The organism is Streptomyces sp. NPDC056160 (assembly GCF_042268205.1).
GTDB lineage: Bacteria > Actinomycetota > Actinomycetes > Streptomycetales > Streptomycetaceae > Streptomyces.
In genome coordinates this window covers 19,765-36,311 of sequence record NZ_JBHJUW010000048.1, presented here as the reverse complement: position 1 = coordinate 36,311, position 16,547 = coordinate 19,765, and the positions used below count along the sequence as shown (strand labels likewise).

Sequence of the window (16,547 nt, the reverse complement as noted above, 5' to 3'; positions counted from 1 at the left end):
CTCTCAGGTCGCCGGGCCGGCCGTGCCGGGGCGAACGCCGCGGCCTGGCACGGTGAGGATGTGCACGCTCAGGAGCAGCGCCCAGCCCGGGAAGGCCAGCTCGGCCCAGGGCACGTTGGAGGCGACGAACAGCAGCGTCAGCGTGGCGAGCAGCCCCAGCACGGTCAGCCACCGCGGCAGGATCCGCAGCCGGTGCCCCATCACGGACAGCGAGCAGGTGAAGACGGCAGCCATCCGCATGGCGTACCCGGTCATCAGCTCGTACGCCAGGTGGCGGCCGAAGTCCCAGGCCACGGGGGAGGGCGCGGGCCCGGAGGGGCGCGCGGTGGCGAGTACGGCGGCGGCCGCGGCGGCCGCCCCGAACATCGTGGCCACGAAGACCAGTCCGCTGCCCAGGAAGACGGTCGCCAGGAACTTGTCCTCGGCCGCCCCCACGTGGTTGCGGATCACGCCGACGAACCACAGGAAGAAGATCCCGGCCAGCGGCACGAGACCGAGCGCGGCACGGACCGCCTCACGCCGCGTGGAGTCGGTGAGGCCCGGGGCGGGGACCGCGGCCGCGCCCTCGGGGATGGCCAGCCGGATCAGCACGACGGCCGCCGCGAGCAGCAGCGCGAACAGGACCCCCGCCAGCCCCGCCGCCCGCGGGGTGCGCAGCGCCTGCCGGGCAGGTGCGGCCGGGGCGGTTGTCACTTACGGTAACCGAGGATGGTCATCATGCCGGACTCGGAGTGGTACTGGTTGTGGCAGTGCAGCATCCACAGGCCCGGGTTGTCCGCGTAGAAGTCGGCGACCAGCTTGCGGTGCGGCAGCACGATCGCCGTGTCCTTGCGCGTGCCGACGTCGTTGATGCCGGTCAGCGCGAACGTGTGGCCGTGCAGGTGCAACGGGTGCCACATGTCGGTGGCGTTGATCAGGGTGAGCCGGACCCGCTCGTCCTGGCGGATGGGATGGCGGTGCTCGGTGGTGTACGGCCGGTGGTCGAAGGCCCAGTCGTAGTTCTTCATGCTGCCGGTCAGCCGGATCCGGATATGCCGGTCCGGTTCCCCGTCGCGGAAGGCCACCGACTCCTGCGGCCGCAGGCTCCGGGCCGGCAGGATGCGGCCGTCCAGCTCGTCCGGGTGGACGGAGGCCGTGGGGAGCCCCTTGCCCTGGTCGGTGCGCAGCACGGCCAGCGCCCTGGCCTTGCTGCCCTTGCCCTCGGCCAGTGCGACCAGCGGGAACATGCCGTCCTTGACGGTGACGACCACGTCGTAGCGCTCGGCCATGCCGATGAGCAGCGCGTCCGTGTCCTGGGGCTCGACCGGGTAGCCGTCGGTGTGCGTCACCGTCATCCGGTGACCGCCCAGGGCGACCCGGAAGGCCGTGTCGGCGCCCGCGTTGATCAGCCGCAGCCGGACCCGGTCCCCGGGCTTGGCCCTGAACACCTGGGCGGACCGCGGCAGATGGCCGTTGATCAGGTAGTACGGGAAGTCGACGTTGCCGCCCATGCCGTCCAGGAGGCGGCTGTGGGAGTGCCGCAGGAGGCGGGAGGGCCCGCCGGCCGAGGGGTGGTACGGCGCGCTCCGCCCGGCGGAGGCGTGCGAGGCGGCGGAACCTTCCTGCTCGCCCCCTCCCCCCGTTTCTTCCATGTCCATGCTCATCGGCGAGCGCTTGCCCTTGTGCAACTGCGCCAGTACGCCGTCCGGGGTGGAGCCGTCCACCCCGTCCACCCAGTCGTCCAGGACGACGACCCACTCCTTGTCGTAGGAGAGCGGTTCCTCGGGGTCGTCCACGATCAGCGGCGCGTACAGGCCCCGGTCGAGCTGCATGCCCTCGTGGGAGTGGAGGAGGTAGGTGCCCGGGTAGGCCACGGCGAAGCGGTAGCGGAACTCATCACCCGGTTTGATCCCCTTCTGGGTGAGCCCCGGCACACCGTCCATGTCGCAGCGCAGGCGCACCCCGTGCGAGTGCAGCGTCGTCGCCACCGGCAGGCGGTTGGCCAGCGTGAGGTCCAGGATGTCGCCCCTGGTCACCCGGATCACCCCGCCGGGCACGGCGTTGCTGTACGCCCACGTCCTGACGGAGCGTCCGCCCAGGTCGAACGTGGTCTCGGCGGCGGTCAGCCGGAAGGTGCGCACCGGCCCCGTGCCGCGCTCGCGTTCGGCGGCCAGCACCTCGGGGTCGGACGGGTTCACGTACCCCTTGGGCCCCTTGGGGACGAAGGGCCGGCGTCCGCCGTCCGCGTCGCCGGAGCCCGGTGCGGATCCCGAACCCCGCTCGGTTCCCGGGTGCGGGCCCGCCTTTGAGGGGGTTCCGGACCCGGAACAGGCTCCCAGGAGACCCGAGCCGGCAGCCAAGATCGAGGCACTGAGCAGGGTGCGCCGCGTAGGTGTGTGCATGAATGAATAACACACGTTTTATGGCGATATGTGGGAGAACTGGGGCGGCGCGTCCGGTGATCCTGGCGGTCAATTTCCGTGCGGCCGCGCCCGGCAGCCGGGGAGGGTCACCCGGTCGGCCGAAGCGGGGGCGGGCGACCGGACCGTACCCCTCGGGATCTGCCGGACCGCACGGTTCAGGGCCTGCCGGACCGTGCCGTTCCGGGTGCGCCCGACCGTGCCGTTCCGCGTGCTCCTCGTGCTCCGGTTACCAGGTGCGGCGGCGTCCGGCGGCGCCGTCGAGGCGATCCGGCATCGGCCGGGCCGGCCGGAGCGGAAGGAACACGCCTGCACGCAGCGCGACTTGGCCGAAACTCGCCCTCTCGCGCGCCGGACGGGCGCAACAAAACGGCGGCAGGCGCCGGGATTCCGGTTCCTGCCGCCGTCTGTCGCCGTGTGCCGCTGGGTCAGTTGGCCCGGGCCGCCGCCCTCCGGGCGTTGTTGTACAGGCGCATCAGGTGCTTGGCCACGGCGCACGGCACGCCGTCCGCATGGCACTGGCGGCACGTCCGCAGGTGCTGTTGGTGTTCAGAATGCGCTTGCTGCAGAGCATCGCCCTGGGACGGCATGAGGATCCTCGCACGGGGTCGGACGGAGAAGAGCGCTCAACTTGGTTGTACGGAGCACCTGAAGCCAAAGTTGATCACGTTACTCCCGGTAGTGGAAAGCGGCATCCGGCCACGCTGAGCCACTGACCGTCCCGGCCCGTTCCGTCACGCAGAGTCATGCGTCCCAGGTCATCCGGCCTGTCGTCCGGAATATGCCCACCAGCGGCCCTCGTGCCGGTTCACGGCGATCGGCCTGCCGAAGCAGGAGGTCAGCCCGGGGCCGGTCAGCACCTCCGCCACGGGCCCGCCGGCCAGGACCCTGCCCTCGCGCAGCAGCAGGGCGTGGCTGACGGCAGGGGACAGCTCTTCCAGGTGGTGGGTGACCGTCACGGTCGCGAGCCGCGGGCGCCCCTGCGCCAGCCGGTGCATGGCCTCCACGAGGTCCTCGCGGGAGGGCAGGTCGAGGGCGTTGAACGGCTCGTCCAGGAGGAGCAGCGCGGGCTCGGCCATCAGTGCCCGGGCGATGAGGACGCGGGCTCGCTGTCCGCCGGAGCAGACGCCGTACGGCCGGTTCACCAGGTCTTTGATCTCCAGTTCGGCGAGGAGTTCGTGAGCGCGCTCGCGCACCTCGTCGTCGTAGGAGCGCCACAGCGGCTGCACCGTGCCGCTGTGACCGGTCAGCACGACCGTGTGCGCGTCGAGGTCCTGGGGGACACGCTGCGCGGAGGTGACGTGCCCGATGAGGGCCCGCAGTTCGCGCACGTCGACCCGGCCGAGGCGGGCGCCCAGCACCTCGACGGTGCCGGTCGTGGGGTGCATCAGCGCGCCGAGCAGCCGCAGCAGTGTGGTCTTGCCCGCACCGTTGGCGCCGAGCAGCGCCCAGTGCTCCCCGGGCCGGATCGTCCAGTCGATGCCGTCGAGGATCACCTGGTCGGTCGTGAACCGGCGCACGCCCACCTCCCGGAGCGCCACGACTGCTCCCGGATCCGCGGGTCCGCGGTCCTCCGCGGGCCTGCCTTCCGTTGTCTCCTCGGCCATCCCAGGGCTCCCCTCGACGCGTTCGGCCCCCGTCTCATCGGCACGGCAGACGTTAGATGCATCCGGCACCTTGTCGTCGGCCCGTCCGGTTCGTGGACGCCGCAGGGGGCGTGGCCGGCCGCTGCCGGGCGCGCCGGGTGCGCGCCGGGTCAGGCCGCGAGGTCGCGGGAGTCCCCCATGACGACGACCGGGTGCAGGCGCGGGTCGAGCGTGCGCAGCAGGTAGCGCATGTCCTCCTCGGACTGGCTCACGCACGCGGACGTACCGCTGCCGTGGTCCATGTGCAGCCAGACGCTGCCGCCCTTGTGCTCTCCCTGGGGCCTGGTGGGGTCATTGGGTGAGGTGCCCCGGACGCGGTTGTAGTCGATCGCGACGACGTAGTCGAAGTCGTGCCAGGAGTTCTTGTTCCAGTAGTGGGGCGCCTGGAACGAGGCCGACCGGGTGTACGGCAGCCGGGTCCCGGGGTCGGCCAGCACACCGCCCGCGTCGCTCAGGGTGAACACGCCCACGGGAGTGCGCTGGTCGCCTTCGTGGTGGTCGGACGTCCAGCCCTTCCTGCCGTTGTGCGCTGCCCAGGAACGCAGTTGCTTCCAGGAGGAGCCGCTCTTGGTGAAGACCCGTACCGTCGAGTCGGGGGAGTCGGGGCCCGCGCCGTAGACGGCGACCACCTGGCGGGTGCCGGCCGGGACACGCCGCCACAGCCGGTCGCCGATGCCGGGCACGCGGGTCGGCGCCGTACCGGGCGGCGCACCGGCGCCGGTTCCGGCCGTCTCTCCGTCCGGTCCGCCCGTACCTCCGTCCGCGCTCGCGTGGCCCGAACTGCCGCAGGCGGTCAGGGACATCGCCAGCGCTCCGCAGGCCGCCACCGCGACCATCGTCCGTATCGCACCGCCTTGTCGCAGGGCACCGCCGTTTCGCATGGCGCCCATGATTCCATCGGGGCCGCGCGGTTCGGGCCCCGCCCACAGGTGGTGTCCGTCACCCGAATGGCCCTCCGTGGCAGCGCCCCCAGGGCTGATCGGGTGTCTCCTGAGGTGAGAGAGGCGTCCATCAAGGGAGCCGATCATGTATGAGATGTGTGCAGGAGCCGAGAAGGCGGGCGGCGCGCTGGTGTGGCATGTCATGGCCAAGAACACGGTGACCACGCTCTGCGGCAGGCGGCTCGGCCGGCGCGTCGACGGGGCGAGCGCGCAGCGGGCCGGTCACTGTTCCACGTGCATGGCCTTGTTCGGGAAGCTGATGACCGCTCCACCGGCCGTCAGCTCTCCCGCCGGCACGGAGCAGTAGCCGGTCCGTGCGGCAGGGGCCTGTTCGACGGGAGGTCTTCCCGTCGGCCAGGCCCCTGCCGTTGCGCGGCGGTTGAGGCTGCCGGCCCCGGACACCCTCGGCTGGTGCTGGTGCTGGTGCTGGTGCTGGTGCCGGTGCCGGTGCGGAGCCTGCTGTGGGGCGCGACGCGCCGGTCGGGGGTCCGCGAAGCCGCCGCGCACGGCGGACCGTGCCGTCCGGGCAGTCCCGCGCTCACTTGCCTAAGGAATTTAGGAAAGTGCACAATCCCTTCAGGAAAGGGAGGGGATCACTGTGCCACGCGCTGGACTCACCACCGAACGCCTGGTCCGGGCCGGAGCGGAGCTGGCCGACGAGGTCGGATTCGAACAGGTGACCGTCTCGGCGCTCGCCAGACGGTTCGACGTGAAGGTCGCGAGCCTGTACTCCCACCTGAAGAACTCGCAGGACCTCAAGACCCGGATCGCCCTGCTGGCCCTGGAGGAGCTGGCCGACCGGGCGGCCGACGCCCTGGCCGGCCGGGCCGGCAAGGAGGCGCTGGCCGCCTACGCCGACGTGCAGCGCACCTACGCCCGTGAGCACCCCGGCCGCTACGCCGCCGCCCGGCTCCCCCTCGACGCGCAGACGGCGGCCGCCAGTGCGGGAGTGCGGCACGCGCAGATGACCCGGGCGATCCTGCGCGGCTACGACCTGGCGGAACCGGACGAGACCCACGCTGTCCGGCTGCTCGGCAGCGTCTTCCACGGTTACGTGAGCCTGGAGCTGGCCGGCGGCTTCAGCCACAGCGCCCCCGACTCCGAGGAGACCTGGGCCTGGGTCCTCGACCGCCTCGACGCCCTGCTGCGCGACCCCGCCGTGCTCTCCGGCGCGTCTCACGGAGCGGTATCCGGCAAGGATCATGCGCCCAAGTCGTGACGACTTGGGTGGGTCGATGCTAGAAAGGCCGGATGGCAGACCGTTTTGCCCGTCTTCGACGTATATCGGGGCGGTCGCTGGTGGGAAAGAGCCCACGAAGCGTTGCCGGACAGGTGTTCGTCCTGCAGGCGGCCCTCGTGGTACTGCTGGTGATCGGCGCCGTCGTCGCCCTCGTCCTGCAGTCCGAGCGGGACACCAGTGCCGAGGCCGAACGCCGGTCCGTGGCCGTCGCCCAGACCTTCGCCCACGCCCCGGGCATCCTCGCCGCGCTGCGCGCACCCGCACCCTCGCCCGTGCTCCAGCCCCTGACGGAGGTCGGACGCACCGCGGCGGGCGTCGACTTCATCGTCGTCATGGACACCCACGGCATCCGGTACACCCACCCCCTGCCCGACCGCATCGGCAAGCGCTTCGTCGGCAGTATCGGCCCCTCCCTGGCGGGGAAGGTCCGCACGGAGAGCGTGCACGGACCGCTCGGGCACGAGGTGCAGGCCACCGTCCCCGTCGAGGACCGCGCGGGCCACGTGGTCGCCCTGGTCTCCGCCGGGCTGAAGGTCAAGAACGTCACCGGGCAGGTGTACCGGCAGATCCCGATCATCCTCACCGCCGGAGCCGTGGCACTCGGCCTGGCCACCGCAGTGACGGCGCTGGTGGGCCGGCGGCTGCGCCGCCAGACGCACAGCCTCGGCCCCGCCGAGATGACCCGCATGTACGACCACCACGACGCCGTCCTGCACTCCGTGCGCGAAGGAGTGCTCATCGTCGGCGGTGACGGGCGGTTGCTGCTCGCCAACGACGAGGCCCGAAGGCTCCTCGACCTTCCGCCGGACGTCGAGGGCAGACACGTGACACACCTGCCCAAACTCCAGCCCGAGACCGTCGCACTGCTCGCGTCCGGCCGGGAGGCCACGGACGAGGTCCACCTCGCCGGGGGACTGCTGCTCGCCGTCAACCAGCGGCCCACCGACCGTGACGGGGGACCCGCCGGCACCGTCGTCACGCTGCGCGACTCCACCGAACTGCAGGCACTGTCCGGCCGTGCCGAGGCCGCCCGGGAACGGCTCGAACTCCTCTACGACGCCGGCCTGGGCATCGGCACCACCCTCGACGTCGCCCGCACCGCCGACGAACTCGCCCAGGTCACCGTCGGCCGCTTCGCCGACTTCGTCACCGTGGACCTCGACGACGCCGTACTGCGTGGCGAGGAACCGGACCCCGCGGCCACCGGGATGCGCCGCGTCGCCGTGCGCGGCGTACGGGACGACCACCCGCTCTACGAGAAGGGCCGGCTGATCGGCTTCCTGCCCTCCACGCCCCAGGCCCGCGGCCACGGCAGCGGCCGGCCCGAACTGGTGCCCGACCTGTCGTCGGCCGCCGACTGGCAGGCACAGGACCCCGAACGCGCCGGGCAGATCGTCGACTACGGCATCAACTCGCTTCTCACGGCCCCGATCCGGGCCCGCGGCGCCGTCCTCGGCGTGGCCAACTTCTGGCGCTCCAAGGAGCACGGCCCCTTCGAGGAGGAGGAACTGTCCCTGGCCGAGGAACTCGTGGCCCGCGCCGCCGTCAGCATCGACAACGCCCGCCGCTTCGCCCGCGAGCACGCCCTGGCCGTCACCCTCCAGCGCAGTCTGCTGCCCCGGGCGCTCCCGGACCACAGCGCCGTCGACGCCGGATACCGCTACCTGCCCGCCCAGTCCGGCGTCAGCGGAGACTGGTTCGACGTGATCCCCCTGCCGGGCGGCCGGGTGGCACTCGTCGTCGGAGACGTGGTCGGCCACGGTCTGCACGCCGCCGCCACCATGGGCCGCCTGCGCACAGCGGTGCACAACTTCGCCACGCTCGACCTGCCCCCCGACGAACTGCTGAGCCACCTCGACGACCTGGTCGGCCGCATCGACCAGGACGAGGCCTGCCCGGAGACCGCCGCGGACATCGTCGGCGCCACCTGCCTGTACGCGATCTACGACCCCGTCGGCCGCCGCTGCGCCATGGCGCGCGCCGGCCACCTCGCCCCCGCGCTGGTCCGCCCCGACGGCAGCGTCGACTTCCCCGACCTGCCGTCCGGGCCGCCGCTCGGGCTGGGCGGCATGCCCTTCCGCAGGGCCGAACTGGACCTGGAGGAGGGCACCCAGATCGTCCTGTACACCGACGGTCTCATCGAGGATCGTCGCCGCGACCTCGACGAGGGCATGGAACTGCTGCGCGAAGCCCTCGCAGGCCACCCGGAGCGGACGCCGGAACAGAGCTGTCAGGCCGCGCTGGAGGCGCTGCTGCCCGCCCGGCCCAAGGACGACGTCGCCCTGCTCGTCGCCCGCACCCGCGCTCTGCCGGCCGCGCGGATCGCCGACTGGGACGTGCCGCCCGACCCGGCCGCCGTAGCCAAGACCCGCGTCGCCGCCTGCGCCAAGCTGGACGAATGGGGCCTCGCCGAGCTGGGTTTCGGCCTGGAACTCGTCCTCAGCGAACTCGTCACCAACGCCATCCGCTACGGTTCCGCGCCGATCCACGTCCGCCTGATCCACGACCGCACCCTGATCTGCGAGGTCTCCGACGGCACCAGCGCCTCCCCGCACCTGCGCCACGCGGCGACCACCGAGGAGGGCGGCCGGGGCCTGTTCCTCGTGGCACGGACGACCGAACGCTGGGGCACCCGGTACACCCCGGGGGGCAAGGTGATCTGGGCGGAACTGGCCCTGCCGGACCGGCCGCCGGAGCCGTGGAACACTCAGGCCCCCTGAGAACGCGCCACCGAGACGATCACCTCCCGCAACTGCTCGACGTACAACCGCATGTTCTTGTACGCGACGTCGGTGTCCGGATAGCGGCTCGCGAACTGCAGCCCCTCGTGCAGCCGGTTGACCCACGCGCACACCTGGTCCCCGTAGGACACCCTGATCAGACCGTAGGCCTTCAGCTCGGCCCAGCGTTCGGACCCCGGGATGCCCCGGGCGTCGACGAACGAGACGATCGAATAGAGATCGGGGGAGGTCGGGCGGAAGTCGGCCCCGAGCAGCCGCAGCACCCGGGCCAGGGGCATGCGGGCCAGGGACCTGCCGGCGCGCAGCCGCGTGCTCACCATCCGCAGCAGGGCGGGGAAGTCAGCCGCCAGGGCCGTGTCGATCTCGATCGGCGCGCCGCCGACGTACCAGCCCACGGAGTCCATCCACTGCGACTTCCTCCTCGTGTGGAAGGGGACGACGGTCCGGTAGACCGGCTGACCGCCGATCTCGTGGACGATGAGACTCGTTGCCGCGAGGACACCGACCAGGCTCCCGCCGAAGGGACGGCAGTACGCCTCGAAACCGGCCGCGTCGTCGGCGTCCACGAGCATCTCGCGCATGAGTCTCTGGCGGGGCAGCGGGCCGCCGGGATCCAGGCCGAGATCGAGGGGGAAGTTCGGCAGCCGGCCGTCGCACCGGCCGATGAACTCCCGCCAGCGCTCCACGACGGCGTCGGCGCGGTCCAGTTGGTCCGCGCCGGCCCGTTCGGTCCGGCAGAAGTCGACATAGCTGCTGACCGGACGCGGCTGCGGACGGTCGCCCGCGACGCCCGCCGAGTACAGCTCATGGATCTCTGCGGGGATGCGCTGGACCGAGTAGGAGTCCACGTTGCTGTGGTCGAACGCCATGTACACACTCGCGCCGTCGTCCCTGACGACCGCCGAGAAGAGGAAGTTCGGCCAGCGCAACGCGTCCGCCGTCACGTCGAAACGGTCCTGCAGGTGCCCCGCCAGCGCGTCCGCGTCGGAGAAGTCACCGACCGTCTCGCGCCGCAGCGCCACGTCCCCGGCATCGAGAGTGAACCGCCGCATGTCGTCACCGGACCAGCGGAACCCGCTGCGCAGCGTCTCGTGCCGGAGCATCCAGCCGCGCAGGGCCTCACCGAGGGCGTCCAGATCGACGCTGCCGGGGACGTCGAACGCGGTGCCCAGCCAGGTCGGCACGAACAGCCCGCCCTCGCGGACGGACCGGGCCGTCCTGATGTGCGACTCCTGGATGTACGCCGGCGGACGGGAGTCGTCCGGCAGAGCGGACGCGGCCTCGACGGCCGCCGGATCGAGTGTCCACTCGACCAGCCGTCCCGGCCGGACCTCGCAGCGCTGGATGTCGGTCATACGCAAGGCAAGCCTCCGTTGCAGAGGGGGTACAGGGAAGCAACTGCGTACGGGCACGAGGGGTTGCGGGTCGCCGGGCGCCGTTCGATCTCCGGCGCCACTCGTTCGGGGACGTCTCAGCGGGCGGGCAACCGGTCGTAGGTCCGGAACGTGTAGGTCGCGTCGTAGCTCATCAGGTTGCCGCTCGGCGCCGGCAGACCGAGCCGCCGGTCGAGGGCCCTCGTCAGCGGACCGCAGTGCTCGGCGGCCGGGGCGGCGAAGGTGTCGTCGTACGCCGAGAACTTGATCACGGGCGGGTTGGTCGACACCCATTCCGAGGGGCTGGGCCGCTTCAGGGCGAAGTCGACCGGCTCCGCCGAGCCGATCACGCAGGCCCGGGGCAGCAGCGGACTCACCAGCCGGAAGCGGAGGCTGAACCGTCCCGTGTAGAAGTCGGACCGGCCGCCGTACTCGGGGTGTATCGCGAGGCCGAGCAGTGGCGGCTGTCCGGCTGCCGCGGTGCCGGTGAGCCCGCCGGGCACCGGGGTCGCCGCGGTGTGCATCGCACCCCACACCTGTCCCTGCGATCCGTCGGGCATCGGTCCCTCCGCGTGGGTCATCGTGATCGGCGCGAGCGTCACGGTGACGTTCCCCATCGTCAACCGGGGCGCGGCGGAGTGCACTTCGCACCGCCAGCTGCCCGGGTTCACGCCGGCCGGGAGAGCGGGGCAGTCGGCGAAGTCCGGCAGGGCCTCGGCGGCGCTCGCGGCAGGCGCGCCCGCCAGGCCCGTCAGGGCGATCGCACCGGCCAGGGCCGCTCCGGTCACGGCCGGAGCGAGGCGGCGGGCGCGTCGGACAGGGCGCCCGGGGCGGCCGGACCGCAAGAGGCCGGCCGTTTTGGTGCGCGGGGGGCGGGGGGCGTGTGCAGTGGTCTTCGGCATGACCCCAGACTGCCGAGCCGCACCGGGCCGCCACCATCCGTGACATCCCCGGCCTGCCCCTGACCGCACCCTGACGCCAAGTCAGGGACCGGCCCCCAGACTTTTCACCCGGTGCTCGCCCTGGCGCGGTGCCGCGGACCGAGGCGAGGCGGAAGCCCGTCACGCAGGCGTCAGGTGGCCGGCGGCTGGAAGATTCCCTTTCCGGACCGCCGCTGCGGAGTCGATCGGTGTGAGGGAGCCCGCCCACCGTCCGGCCGCTCGACGTGGACGACGCGGAGCGGCAACCGCGCCGCGGCGGCCTCGGCCGGCCCGGCGCCGGAGGGCACCGGGCGGACGGCCCGACGGAGTGGGCCGAGGCGTGGGCCGACCGGGTGCATTCCGGCCGGTATTGGGCCATCCCGGCGACGGCAGAAGACGCTTCGCGCTCTCCAGGGCGCCAGGATTGTGAAGAGCCCTGCGGACAGTCCCGCGGAACTCACGCATCCATGTCTTGAGAGAAAGCGTGTTACGGGCCGCATGACAGACGTTCAGCACATCACACCGGAAACCACCGGTCCCCGTCGTCGCCTGCGACCCGGAGCCGTGGTGGTGAAGTGGGTGACGACGACCGATCACAAGACGATCGGATCGCTGTACCTGATCACCTCGTTCGCCTTCTTCCTGTTCGGCGGCATCCTGGCGCTGGTGATGCGCGCCGAGCTGGCCCGCCCGGGCCTGCAGATCGTCTCCACCGAGCAGTTCAACCAGGCCTTCACGATGCACGGCACGGTCATGCTGCTGATGTTCGCGACGCCGCTGTTCGCCGGCTTCACGAACTGGATCATGCCGTTGCAGATCGGTGCCCCGGACGTGGCGTTCCCGCGGCTGAACATGTTCGCCTACTGGCTGTACCTGTTCGGCTCGCTGATCGCGGTGGGCGGGTTCCTCACCCCGAACGGCGCGGCCGACTTCGGCTGGTTCGCCTACTCCCCGCTGACCGACGCGGTGCACTCGCCGGGTATCGGGGGTGATCTCTGGATCATGGGCCTGGCCTTCTCGGGCTTCGGCACGATCCTCGGCTCGGTCAACTTCATCACCACGATCGTCTGCATGCGCGCGCCCGGCATGACCATGTTCCGCATGCCGATCTTCGTGTGGAACGTGCTGCTGACCGCGGTGCTGGTCCTGCTGGCCTTCCCCGTCCTGGCGGGCGCGCTGCTCGCACTGGAGGCGGACCGCAAGTTCGGTGCCCACGTCTTCGACCCCGCTAACGGCGGAGCCCTGCTGTGGCAGCACCTCTTCTGGTTCTTCGGCCATCCGGAGGTGTACATCATCGCGCTGCCGTTCTTCGGCATCGTCACCGAGATCATCCCGGTCTTCGCCCGCAAGCCGATCTTCGGGTACATGGGCCTGGTCGGCGCGACCATCTCGATCGCCGGTCTGTCCGTGACGGTGTGGGCCCACCACATGTACGTCACCGGTGGTGTGCTGCTGCCGTTCTTCTCCTTCATGACCTTCCTGATCGCGGTGCCGACCGGAGTGAAGTTCTTCAACTGGATCGGCACCATGTGGAAGGGCTCGCTGTCGTTCGAGACCCCTATGCTGTGGGCGGCCGGCTTCCTGATCACCTTCCTCTTCGGCGGCCTGACCGGCGTCGTCCTGGCCTCCCCGCCGCTGGATTTCCACGTCTCCGACAGCTACTTCGTGGTCGCGCACTTCCACTACGTCGTCTTCGGCACGGTCGTCTTCGCGATGTTCGCCGGGTTCCACTTCTGGTGGCCGAAGTGGACCGGCAAGATGCTCGACGAGCGGCTGGGCAAGATGACCTTCTGGATGCTCTTCATCGGCTTTCACACGACGTTCCTGGTGCAGCACTGGCTGGGCGCGGAGGGCATGCCCCGCCGCTACGCCGACTACCTGGCGGCCGACGGCTTCACCGGGCTGAACATGGTCTCCACCATCGGCTCCTTCCTGCTGGGCCTGTCGATGCTGCCGTTCCTCTACAACATCTGGAAGACGGCCAAGTACGGCCGGAAGGTCGGGATCGACGACCCGTGGGGCTTCGGCCGCTCGCTGGAGTGGGCGACGTCATGCCCGCCGCCGCGGCACAACTTCGTCACCCTGCCCATGATCCGCAGCGAGTCCCCGGCGTTCGACCTGAACCACCCGGAGGTGTCGCTGGCGGACCGGCAGGAGAACCTGGGCCTGCCGGCATGACGGACGCGGCGGGACGCACCGGCGAGGAGCCGTTCACCTCCGCCCACCTGGCCGACCAGGTGGAGGGCTACCTGCTGTGGCAGGCCCGCGTCGCCGAGGCGGAGGAACGGGCCCGCGCCTTCACCCAGCCGCTGCAGTGGCTGACCACCGCGCAGCGGGAGGAGATCGAGGACCACTACGTCCGCGACTGCCTGATCCGGGCCCGGGCGGATCTGCAACGCGTCGCCGACCGCTGCCGGGCGCTGCGCGGCGAGTACGAGGAGCGCTACCGGCGGCTGCGCGCCCGCTGCCTCGCCTTCTGGATCGCCGCTCTGACCGTGCTCGCCGCCGCCATGCTCGTGGTGGTGGCCGTCACCCGGAGCTGACCGCACCGGCCCCGCGGCCCCGGCCCCGCGGCCCCGGCCTCCGGCGTGCTCACAACTGCCCGCGGACGCCGGGTTCGCGCGGCGGCCTGTCCCCGTCCGCGTCCTCCTCCATGGCACGCCGGGCCGCGCCGCGTCGCCGGATCGGCAGAACCGTACGCCGGTGCAGATCCTCCAGGAGGAAGGCGGTGCCGGCGTAGAGGGCGAGCGCCACCAGAAGCAGCGCCGCGGCGGCGTCGGCGAGTTCCACCGCGCGCGGCGCGCCGAGCTGGTAGGCCGCCGCCAGCGCGGCACGCAGCGCCGACACGGTGAGGACGGCGCCGAGCAGCGTCTTGCCCAGGAAGCCGGTCACGGCCAGCGGCATGAGCATGAGGGCGAACGCGCTCAGGTACATGCCGACGGTGACGGATCTGTCCTGCGCCGGCGCGACGACGTGCAGCACCCCCAGCGCGGCCCACGAGGTGGCGAACAGGCCGAGCGCCGCCGCGGCGGCGGTGTCACGGCTCAGGAAGGCCATCACCGCGGCCAGGAACTCCAGCGGGAAGACGAACACCGCGAGCAGGATGCCCGCCGGCCGCACCTGGTCGCCGGTGACCAGCCCCAGGCCGATCCCGGCGAGCAGGACCATGCCGATGCCGAAGGCGAAGAAGCCGAGCGGCAGGGGATTGCCGTACGGCCGGACGGTGACGGTGGCGGACCGCTCGGCGTCCGCGTCGGTGCCGGTCACCTCCGCCGCGTACCCGAGGGCTCTCCGAGGAAACGCCGGGGCGGCGACGGCGTCAGGGCTGCGTCAAAGCCGAGGTGGGCGCCGTAAGAGAGACGTCAACGGGGGGCGGGATCCGGCCGGAATGGGGATTTCCTCTACTCGTCCGAAGCATCCGAACTCGTTCCAGGAGCTCACGATGGCCGATCTGGCCTTCGTCGTCACCACACTCGCGGTCTTCGCGCTGGTGGCCCTCGTCGCCAAGGGGGTGACGAAGCTGTGACCGCCGAGAACATCGTCGGCCTGGTCGTGGCCGTCGCCCTGCTGGGATACCTCGTCCTCGCCCTGATCTTCCCGGAGAGGTTCTGAGCCCCGCCATGAGTCCCGTACTTGCCGGTGTGCTCCAGTTGCTCGCCCTGGTGGCCGCACTGGCGCTCGCCCACGTTCCCCTCGGCTCCTACATGGCCCGGGTCTACTCCTCCGGCCGGCACTGGCGCGTGGAGCGGTGGATCTACCGGGGGATCGGCGCCGACCCGGACACGCAGATGCGCTGGCCCGCGTATCTGCGCGCCGTCCTCGCCTTCTCCGCGGCCGGTGTCCTCTTCCTGTACCTGCTCCAGCGCGTCCAGGGCGTGCTGCCGCTCTCCCTCGGCTTCCGGTCCGTCGAGCCCGCCCAGGCGTTCGACACGGCGGCGTCCTTCGTCACCAACACCAACTGGCAGTCCTACGCCGGCGAGCAGACGATGGGGCACCTCGTCCAGACCGCCGGTCTGGCCGTGCAGAACTTCGTCTCGGCCGCGGTGGGCATCGCGGTGGCCGTCGCGCTGGTCCGCGGCTTCGCCCGGTCCCGCACCGGTGAACTGGGCAACTTCTGGGCCGACCTGGTGCGCGGCACCGTCCGCGTCCTCGTGCCGGTCGCCGCCCTCGCCGCCGTCGTCCTGGTCGCGTCCGGCGCGATCCAGAACTTCTCCGGGATCCACGAGGTGGGCCGGTTCCTGGGCGGCTCGCAGCAGTGGAACGGCGGTGCGGTCGCCTCCCAGGAGGCCATCAAGGAGCTGGGCACCAACGGCGGCGGCTACTTCAACGCCAACAGCGCCCACCCCTTCGAGAACCCGACGCCGTTCACCAACCTCTTCGAGATCTTCCTGATCCTGGTCATCCCGTTCGCGCTGACCCGCACGTTCGGCCTGATGGTCGGCTCGGTGCGTCAGGGCCACGCCGTCCTGGCGGCCATGGTCACGGTCTGGCTCGGCTTCACGGCCCTGATGATGTGGACCGAGTTCGCCCACCACGAGGGAGCCCTGCAGCTCGCGGGCGGGGCCATGGAGGGCAAGGAGAACAGGTTCGGGGTCGGCGCCTCCTCGATCTTCGCCGTGGCCACGACGCTCACCTCGACCGGCGCGGTGGACTCCTTCCACTCCTCCTTCACCGGGCTCGGCGGCGGCATCACCCTGCTGGGCATGATGCTCGGCGAGATCGCGCCCGGCGGCACCGGCTCCGGCCTCTACGGCATGCTGATCATGGCTGTGATCGCGGTGTTCATCGCGGGCCTCATGGTCGGCCGCACCCCCGAGTACCTGGGCCGGAAGATCGGCTCCCGGGAGATCAAGCTCGCGGCCTGCTACATCCTCGTCACCCCGGCCCTCGTCCTGGTCTTCACCGCCCTGTCGACGGCGCTGCCGACCCCGCCGCACTCCGCCCTCAACCCCGGGGCGCACGGCTTCTCCGAGATCCTCTACGCCTACACGTCCGCCGCGAACAACAACGGCTCGGCGTTCGCCGGCCTGAACGCGAACACGGACTGGTTCAACACCACCACCGGGCTCGCCATGCTGCTCGGCCGGTTCCTGCCGATGGTGTTCGTCCTGGCGCTGGCCGGCTCGCTGGCCGAGCAGCGGCCGGTGCCGGTGAGCGCCGGCACCCTGCGCACCGAGAAGCCCCTGTTCGCCGGGCTGCTCGTGGGCGCGATCCTGATCATCACCGGTCTGACCTACTTCCCGGCGCTGGCGCTGGGCCCGCTCGCCGAAGGGCTGGCGTGATGACG

At 71.5% G+C, this 16,547-nt stretch carries 15 protein-coding genes; 8 read left to right on the top strand and 7 right to left on the bottom strand.

Annotated features, from left to right (window positions below):
- Positions 1–3: 3 nt before the first annotated feature.
- The 4 genes from ACFC02_RS19460 to ACFC02_RS19445 form a co-directional block, all read right to left on the bottom strand.
- Positions 4–693, bottom strand: a complete 690-nt coding sequence (locus tag ACFC02_RS19460; RefSeq protein ID WP_376358368.1) for a hypothetical protein — start codon at positions 691–693, stop codon at positions 4–6.
- Entirely contained in the window at positions 690–2,381 is a 1,692-nt protein-coding gene (locus tag ACFC02_RS19455) for a multicopper oxidase family protein (protein ID WP_376358365.1), read from the bottom strand. The genes ACFC02_RS19460 and ACFC02_RS19455 overlap by 4 nt, the downstream gene beginning before the upstream one ends.
- Positions 2,382–3,157: 776 nt before the next feature.
- A complete protein-coding gene (locus tag ACFC02_RS19450; RefSeq protein ID WP_376358362.1) occupies positions 3,158–4,006 on the bottom strand; it encodes an ABC transporter ATP-binding protein in 849 nt (282 codons plus the stop codon).
- 149 nt (positions 4,007–4,155) lie between these two features.
- Positions 4,156–4,926 carry a L,D-transpeptidase family protein gene (locus ACFC02_RS19445; RefSeq protein WP_376358417.1) on the bottom strand — a complete coding sequence of 257 codons (771 nt, stop codon included), beginning with the start codon at positions 4,924–4,926 and terminating at the stop codon, positions 4,156–4,158.
- Positions 4,927–5,071: 145 nt separating this feature from the next.
- On the opposite strand from ACFC02_RS19445, the gene ACFC02_RS19440 reads away from it, so the two are divergent.
- The 3 genes from ACFC02_RS19440 to ACFC02_RS19430 all read left to right on the top strand — a co-directional run bounded on the left by ACFC02_RS19440 (position 5,072) and on the right by ACFC02_RS19430 (position 8,946).
- Positions 5,072–5,293: a hypothetical protein gene (locus ACFC02_RS19440; protein ID WP_376358359.1), complete on the top strand. Its 222-nt coding sequence runs from the start codon at positions 5,072–5,074 to the stop codon at positions 5,291–5,293.
- Between the two features lie 291 nt (positions 5,294–5,584).
- The gene (locus tag ACFC02_RS19435) at positions 5,585–6,205 is read left to right on the top strand and encodes a TetR/AcrR family transcriptional regulator (protein WP_376358356.1); all 621 of its coding nucleotides are present in this window, start codon (positions 5,585–5,587) and stop codon (positions 6,203–6,205) included.
- Between the two features lie 32 nt (positions 6,206–6,237).
- Complete coding sequence (locus tag ACFC02_RS19430) at positions 6,238–8,946, top strand: SpoIIE family protein phosphatase (RefSeq protein WP_376358353.1); 2,709 nt, start codon at positions 6,238–6,240, stop codon at positions 8,944–8,946.
- Here ACFC02_RS19430 and ACFC02_RS19425 read toward each other — a convergent pair.
- A complete protein-coding gene (locus ACFC02_RS19425) occupies positions 8,934–10,322 on the bottom strand; it encodes a condensation domain-containing protein (protein WP_376358350.1) in 1,389 nt (462 codons plus the stop codon). The two genes, ACFC02_RS19430 and ACFC02_RS19425, sit on opposite strands and share 13 nt — an antisense overlap.
- Before the next feature lie 116 nt (positions 10,323–10,438).
- Positions 10,439–11,128, bottom strand: coding sequence for a hypothetical protein (locus ACFC02_RS19420; protein ID WP_376358347.1), 690 nt, complete (start codon positions 11,126–11,128; stop codon positions 10,439–10,441).
- 630 nt (positions 11,129–11,758) lie between these two features.
- On the opposite strand from ACFC02_RS19420, the gene ctaD reads away from it, so the two are divergent.
- Together ctaD and ACFC02_RS19410 are read left to right on the top strand one after the other, a co-directional pair.
- Positions 11,759–13,438 carry a cytochrome c oxidase subunit I gene (ctaD, locus tag ACFC02_RS19415; RefSeq protein WP_376358344.1) on the top strand — a complete coding sequence of 560 codons (1,680 nt, stop codon included), beginning with the start codon at positions 11,759–11,761 and terminating at the stop codon, positions 13,436–13,438.
- Positions 13,435–13,803 (top strand): cytochrome C oxidase subunit I, encoded by a 369-nt coding sequence (locus ACFC02_RS19410; RefSeq protein WP_376358341.1) that lies wholly within the window; start codon positions 13,435–13,437, stop codon positions 13,801–13,803. Before ctaD ends, ACFC02_RS19410 begins: the two co-directional genes overlap by 4 nt.
- Before the next feature lie 49 nt (positions 13,804–13,852).
- Here ACFC02_RS19410 and ACFC02_RS19405 read toward each other — a convergent pair whose 3' ends face one another.
- Positions 13,853–14,527 (bottom strand): hypothetical protein, encoded by a 675-nt coding sequence (locus ACFC02_RS19405; RefSeq protein ID WP_376358338.1) that lies wholly within the window; start codon positions 14,525–14,527, stop codon positions 13,853–13,855.
- Between the two features lie 121 nt (positions 14,528–14,648).
- Here ACFC02_RS19405 and ACFC02_RS19400 point away from each other — a divergent pair, with 121 nt between their 5' ends.
- The 3 genes from ACFC02_RS19400 to kdpA are packed head-to-tail and all read left to right on the top strand — an operon-like array spanning position 14,649 to position 16,542.
- Positions 14,649–14,786: a hypothetical protein gene (locus ACFC02_RS19400; RefSeq protein ID WP_376358335.1), complete on the top strand. Its 138-nt coding sequence runs from the start codon at positions 14,649–14,651 to the stop codon at positions 14,784–14,786.
- Positions 14,783–14,872, top strand: coding sequence for a K(+)-transporting ATPase subunit F (gene kdpF / locus ACFC02_RS19395; RefSeq protein ID WP_016434100.1), 90 nt, complete (start codon positions 14,783–14,785; stop codon positions 14,870–14,872). Before ACFC02_RS19400 ends, kdpF begins: the two co-directional genes overlap by 4 nt.
- 8 nt (positions 14,873–14,880) lie before the next feature.
- On the top strand, positions 14,881–16,542 hold the full coding sequence (gene kdpA, locus ACFC02_RS19390; protein ID WP_376358330.1) for a potassium-transporting ATPase subunit KdpA: 1,662 nt from the start codon (positions 14,881–14,883) through the stop codon (positions 16,540–16,542).
- Positions 16,543–16,547: the final 5 nt, after the last annotated feature.

What these genes read in the sequence shown, in the direction of transcription:
- ACFC02_RS19455 (WP_376358365.1), bottom strand. Translation starts at nt 2,381, where the DNA reads ATGCACACACCTACGCGGCGCACCCTGCTCAGTGCCTCGATCTTGGCT.
- ACFC02_RS19430 (WP_376358353.1), top strand. Translation starts at nt 6,238, where the DNA reads ATGGCAGACCGTTTTGCCCGTCTTCGACGTATATCGGGGCGGTCGCTG.
- ACFC02_RS19425 (WP_376358350.1), bottom strand. Translation starts at nt 10,322, where the DNA reads ATGACCGACATCCAGCGCTGCGAGGTCCGGCCGGGACGGCTGGTCGAG.
- ACFC02_RS19410 (WP_376358341.1), top strand. Translation starts at nt 13,435, where the DNA reads ATGACGGACGCGGCGGGACGCACCGGCGAGGAGCCGTTCACCTCCGCC.
- ctaD (WP_376358344.1), top strand. Translation starts at nt 11,759, where the DNA reads ATGACAGACGTTCAGCACATCACACCGGAAACCACCGGTCCCCGTCGT.
- ACFC02_RS19440 (WP_376358359.1), top strand. Translation starts at nt 5,072, where the DNA reads ATGTATGAGATGTGTGCAGGAGCCGAGAAGGCGGGCGGCGCGCTGGTG.
- ACFC02_RS19450 (WP_376358362.1), bottom strand. Translation starts at nt 4,006, where the DNA reads ATGGCCGAGGAGACAACGGAAGGCAGGCCCGCGGAGGACCGCGGACCC.
- ACFC02_RS19445 (WP_376358417.1), bottom strand. Translation starts at nt 4,926, where the DNA reads ATGCGAAACGGCGGTGCCCTGCGACAAGGCGGTGCGATACGGACGATG.
- ACFC02_RS19400 (WP_376358335.1), top strand. Translation starts at nt 14,649, where the DNA reads ATGGGGATTTCCTCTACTCGTCCGAAGCATCCGAACTCGTTCCAGGAG.
- kdpA (WP_376358330.1), top strand. Translation starts at nt 14,881, where the DNA reads ATGAGTCCCGTACTTGCCGGTGTGCTCCAGTTGCTCGCCCTGGTGGCC.